4 protein-coding genes are annotated in these 5,378 nt (G+C 69.3%); 1 reads left to right on the top strand and 3 read right to left on the bottom strand.

The genetic code is table 11. From position 1 onward, the window contains the following. Nucleotides 1-2,036, bottom strand: a 2,036-nt coding sequence (locus tag AC1D01_RS19045) for a hypothetical protein (protein ID WP_477869002.1), incomplete at its 3' end; no start/stop codon positions are given. Nucleotides 2,037-2,049: 13 nt separating this feature from the next. On the opposite strand from AC1D01_RS19045, the gene AC1D01_RS19050 reads away from it, so the two are divergent. Next, nucleotides 2,050-2,247, top strand: coding sequence for a hypothetical protein (locus AC1D01_RS19050; protein ID WP_477869004.1), 198 nt, complete (start codon nt 2,050-2,052; stop codon nt 2,245-2,247). A gap of 128 nt (nt 2,248-2,375) precedes the next feature. On the opposite strand, the gene AC1D01_RS19055 is transcribed toward AC1D01_RS19050, so the two are convergent. Next, nucleotides 2,376-3,479 carry an HD-GYP domain-containing protein gene (locus tag AC1D01_RS19055; RefSeq protein WP_477869006.1) on the bottom strand — a complete coding sequence of 368 codons (1,104 nt, stop codon included), beginning with the start codon at nt 3,477-3,479 and terminating at the stop codon, nt 2,376-2,378. A gap of 78 nt (nt 3,480-3,557) precedes the next feature. Further along, the coding region (locus AC1D01_RS19060) for a response regulator (RefSeq protein WP_477869008.1) at nt 3,558-5,378 on the bottom strand (1,821 nt) is incomplete at its 5' end.

Below are 5,378 nucleotides of genomic sequence, written 5' to 3' on the forward strand. Positions count from 1 at the left end.
CCGCTGCAGAAGGCGTTCAGCCATCGCCTCACACCGATGTCGGCCGGCGTGGGGCCGCTGGTGCGCCCGGTTCTCGCGATGCTCCAGCGATAGAGGAAGGGAAAGCGCGCGGCGTACAGCTGGCGCAGCGGCGATCCGACCGTCAGCAGCTGGATGTCGGGCAGTGGGCTCTCGGCCGCCGCGACCCAGGGCGTTGATGGGCCGTCGGGCAGGTTCCCACCCGCGTCCGTGCGCAAGAAGCGCAGCAGGTCGGCAGTGATGACGGTCCCCTGGCTGTGCGCCACGATGACGATGCGCTGGTATCCCTCGCCCTGCAGGTGCCGCAGCAGCGCCGCGTAGCGCGAGAAGATGCGTGCCCGCGGAATCGCCGTTCGGGGAAACTCGCGGAAGTGGTTGTCAACGTCCAGCGCCACGTCCAAGGGCGCCCGCAGCGCCGGCAGCACGCGTGACAGCAGGTTGCCCAGCAGCACCATCGAGGCCACGATGCCGGTGGCTCCAAACGCCAGGGGCCGCAGCCAGTCCTGCGAGAACGCGCGTGCGGCATCCTCGATGTCGAGCTGCACGCCCTGCAGCGGGCCCGGCCAGGTCCCGAGGAGGTACGTCAGTGCGACAGCGACGCCGGCCACCACGCCGACCGTCACCACCACGGACATCCAGCGATCCAGATGCCGGTACCACCACGTGAGCCAGCTGCCCAGCTCCACGGCGCGGTCCTGCGCGGCCCGGGCCGCCTTGTCCCGAGCCGCCGGAACGTTGCGGCGGAAGCGGTCGAGCCGGCGGTTCACCAGCAGCTTCAGCTCGGCGAGCACGCTCGGCACCACGGCCAGCACCATATACACGGCAAAGGCCACCAGCACCACGACGACGGCAGAGAAGGCTTCGGTGCTGGCCTCGTAGCGGCGCTCCAGCAGCTCGCTGGCGCGCGAGACGAATCCGATGTCGAACAGCCACGGGTCGTAGCGCATATCACCGCCCGCCGCGGCCAGCGGCACATGGAAGAAGGCCCAGAGCGACATCATCAGCGCGAAGAAGCCGCCCGCCGAGACGGCGAAGCCGAGGCGCCCGGTGCCGACGCTGCCGCGTGACAGGTACCCGCACTCACGAGCCGCGACGAAGCCGGCCAGCAGCCACGGGACCAGCATGAAGCCCATCGCGACCCAGGTGTACTTCACCATCGCCAGCACCAGCTCGCTGCTGGCCAGCACACCGCGCAACAGCAGATGCCATTCGGGCTCGATCCACTCGCGCGGGGCCAGCACGCAGGTCCACACGGCAATGCTCACGAGCAGCGTGCCCCACATCAGCCGCCCCACTGCCTGAACCAGCGGGAAGCGATCGTCGGCCACCGCCAGGCCGCGGTCGTACGCGATCGTCAGCAGCGCCCCGAAGAGGCACATCGCGAGCCACGCGGTTGCCGACCATGAGAACAGGGCCAGGGCCACCAGGGCACCGACCGCGATGAGCACGAAGGCCCGTCGCCGCCGTGTGGCCAGGAGGTAAAGGCCGTACAGACCCAGCCCGGCCGCCGTCAACCCGACCAGGCCCTTTTCGGCGACCAGGGCCTCGCCAGGGTAGGCCCGCATCAGCCCCAGCAGCAGCATCGCGATGCCCAGCATGGCCAGTTGCGCCATCAGCAGCACCATCACGTGGACGAACACCCAGTCGAGCAGCCGTTGGAACGTGGCCGTGATCCACCATGCGATCACATGGCGCCTTGCGCGACCGTCCTGCCCGGCCAGCTGTGCCGCGGCCAGGTCGACGGTGTCGCGGCCGAGCCTGCACAGCCGGAACATCAGCGTCGCGGCCTCGGTCAGGATGCGCGGCAGCTGCCCCGAGAGCCGCGACAGGTCGGCCCAGTACAGCTCGAACACGTCGACCCGGCCGGTGCTCCCCGAGCTCTCGTCCTTCCACTCCAGCGTCGCCTGCTCGGTCTCGCAGGCCTCGGGCTCGGCGCCGTTGTCGATGTGTTTTCTCAGCAGGTAGTCGCTGACGGCAACCCCGACGTCGCGGTTCTTCGCCAGCGGCTGGACATTCATGGCGCCCTTCGCCATGGAACGCAACGTCACCGCCTCGGTGTCACACGCCTGCCTGGGGCGGTGGATGTCCGACAGCAGCGACTGGCGCAGGGATTTCCAGAGCCCACGGTCGCTCGACGATGGTGATGCCGATGCCCGGCCGGTGGCGGCCGGCCGCGGCTCCAACGGCGCCACGGGCAGCGTCAGCCTGGTGGAGGCGGTCGCCTGGTAGTGAACGCCTTCCGGCGCGGACGACACCAGCAGATCGACGATCGCCCTGGCCGTTTCTCCCGGGCCCTGGTCGGCGACCCCGTGGACCGCCACCAGCGCGACCTCGTTGCCGGGCTTCGCCATGGCGACTCAGACCACGGTGCCGTCGGCGTAACGCTCGGCGATCGCCCGGATGTCGTCCTGGCGCTGCTCGAATGCCGCGACGACATCGGGATCGAACTGCGTTCCGCTCGCTGCAAAGACCGAAGCGACCGCCTCGTCGTGCCCCAGGCTGGCCTTGTAGACCCGCGGCGTCACCATCGCGTCATAGGCATCGGCCACCGCCATCAGCCGGGCCGCCAGCGGGATCTCGGCGCCGCGCAGGCCCTGCGGGTAGCCGCCGCCATCCCAACGCTCATGGTGCGACAGCACGATCTCCTTCGCGCAGCTCAGGAACTTCGCATCCACGCCCAGCCGCTGCTGCGAACGCACGATGGCCTCGCATCCCAACGTGGTGTGTTGCTTGACCTGCTCGTACTCGTCGGCGCTCAGCGGGCCCGGCCTCAGCCGCAGCGCCTCGGGCACCGTGGTCATCCCGATGTCGTGCAGGGGCGTGGAGCGGACGATGAGGTTGACGCTCGCCTCATCCAGGGTTGCCGCCAACCGCGGGTTGGCTCGCAGGGCGACGCACAGCGAGCGCACGTAGTGCTGCGTGCGCAGGATGTGCCCGCTGGTCTCGCCGTCGCGCGACTCGGCGAGCGAGGCCAATGCCACCACCGTCACGTCCTGGATCGCGCGCAGGTCGCCCGTGCGGCGGACGATCTCCGCCTCGAGGAAGGCGGCCTTGTCGCGCAGCACGTCCGACACCACCTTCAGGTGCAGGTGGGTCGCAACGCGCGCCAGCGCAATCGCCGGGCTGATGGGCTTGGTGATGTAGTCGACGGCGCCGAGCAGCAACCCGCGCTCTTCGTCTTCAGGCGCCGACAGCGCCGTCAGGAAGATCACCGGGATGGTCTGCGTGCGCGGGTCGGATTTCAGGCGCTCCAGCACCTCGTAGCCGTCCATGGCCGGCATCATGATGTCGAGCAGCACCAGGTCGGGCGGCGAATCGAGTGCCAGTTGCAGCGCCTTGGCGCCGCCGTTGGCCAGGCGCACGCGGTAGCTTTCGCGCAGCAGGTTGGCCAGCAGGTCGAGGTTCTCGGGCGTGTCGTCGACCACCAGCACGGTGGGCTTGGCATTGGCGGATTCCTGCATGGTGAGCTCCCTTTGTCGGCTGTGTCGGCTGTCCTGGTATTGCCCCGCGATGGCGCGGAACTGTCGTTCGGATCCAGCTCAGTTCAACTGCACAGAGCGGCCGTCGGCAGCCGCGCGCAAGGCCTGCAGCGCGAGATCGAAGTCGTAGTCGTTCAGTGCCCGCTGCACCGCAGTGGCCGCGCCGGCTCCGAACTCGCCTTCGAAATCGTACGCGAGTCCTTCGAACCTGGGGGCGGCATCGGCGCTGCAATCTYCCATCAGGCTGGCCAGCTGGCGCAGCTCGTCGAGCCAGGCCTCGAGCGGGCGCAGCGGCCGGTGCGCTGCCGTGCCTTCCGGGGCAGGCAGGCCGGCATCGAGCACCTTGGCCGCCGCGTCGAGCGCCAGCTGCAGGCTTTGCAGCGCAGGCTCCAGATCGGCCGCTGCAGCGCCTTGCCGGACGGCCGCTTCGAGCTCTGCCGCCGATTGCTGCACGCCCCGCAGCCCGAGATTCCCCGCGACGCTCTTCAGCGTATGGGCCTGTCGCTCGGTGGTCGCTCGGTCGGCGGCCTGCAACGCCAGGCGGATCCTTTGCGGCACCCGTGGCTGCTCGTCCCGAAAACGCCGCAGCAACTTCAGCAGCAGCGTCTCGTTGCCGTTGACGCGGCGCCTGGCGGCGTCGAGGTCGAAGCCCGGCAGCGGGGGCAGGGTGATCGACGAAGAGGCCCTTGCCGGCCATGGCTCCTCCGTCGCGAGCTTCTGGTGCAGCCAACGGCGAAGCACGCCATACAGGGCCGGCGGCTCGATCGGCTTGGACACGTGATCGTTCATGCCCACATCCAGGCAGCGTTGCCGTTCTTCCTTCATCGCGTGCGCCGTCATCGCGATGATCGTCAGCCCGCGGAAGCGTTCGTCGCTGCGCAGTTGCCGGGTGGCTTCGTAGCCGTCCATCACCGGCATCTGCAGGTCCATGAACACCAGGTCGTAGCGGCCCGGCCCGGCGGCCTGGATGCGCTCGATCGCCTGCTGCCCGTTGGAGGCGATGTCGGCCGACACGCCCGTTGCTTCCAGCAATTCGGTCGCGATCTGCTGGTTCGTGTCGTTGTCTTCGACCAGCAGCACGTGCGCGCCCTCGAAGCGGGGAACGCTGCCACGCGCCGGCGCCTGGGCCACCATGTGCTCGGGCGCGAACACCTCGACCAGGGCGTCGATCAAGGCCGACCGGTCGAGCGGCTTCAGCAGGAAGGCGTCGACACCGGCCGCCTCGGCCGCGGCGCGCACCTCTTCGCGCCCGAACGCGGTGGCCAGGATGACGCGTGGCGGTTCCGGCAGCGCCGCACGCGCGCGCTGAGCGAGTTCGATGCCGTTCAGCCCGGGCATCTGCCAGTCGGTGAGCAGCAGCTGGAAAGGCTGCGTGGCCGCCGCGAGCATCTCCAGCGCTTCCTTGCCACTGGCTGCCGCCGTCACGTGCACCGGCAGCCCCTTGAATGCGTCGACGAGGATGTAGCGGGCGACCGGGTTGTCGTCGACCACCAGCACCCGCAGGTCGTTCAGCGCTTCGGGCACCACGCGGGGTGCGCGCGTGGGCGCATCGCTCATGGCCAGCCAGCAGGTGAAGCTGAAGCGGCTTCCTTCGCCGACCGTGCTCTCGACCCAGATGCGCCCGTCCATCATCTCCACCAGGCGCTTGCAGATGCTCAGGCCCAGGCCGGTGCCACCGAAGCGGCGTGTCGTGGAGCCATCGGCCTGCGTGAAGGGCTGGAACAGGCGGACGGCCTGCTCGGGCGTCATCCCGATGCCGGTGTCTCGCACGCAGAATTGCAATTGCACGCGCCCTGGCGACTCGGCGAGGGTGCGGGCCGACAGGTGGATCTCGCCGCGTTCGGTGAACTTGATGGCGTTGTTCACCAGGTTGATCAGGAT

It is taken from the genome of Rhizobacter sp. P3_B12 (assembly GCF_056402895.1).

Excerpts from the sequence above, each read along its gene's own strand:
- AC1D01_RS19050 (WP_477869004.1), top strand. The coding sequence starts at position 2,050 with ATGGAACGCAACGTCACCGCCTCGGTGTCACACGCCTGCCTGGGGCGG.
- AC1D01_RS19055 (WP_477869006.1), bottom strand. The coding sequence starts at position 3,479 with ATGCAGGAATCCGCCAATGCCAAGCCCACCGTGCTGGTGGTCGACGAC.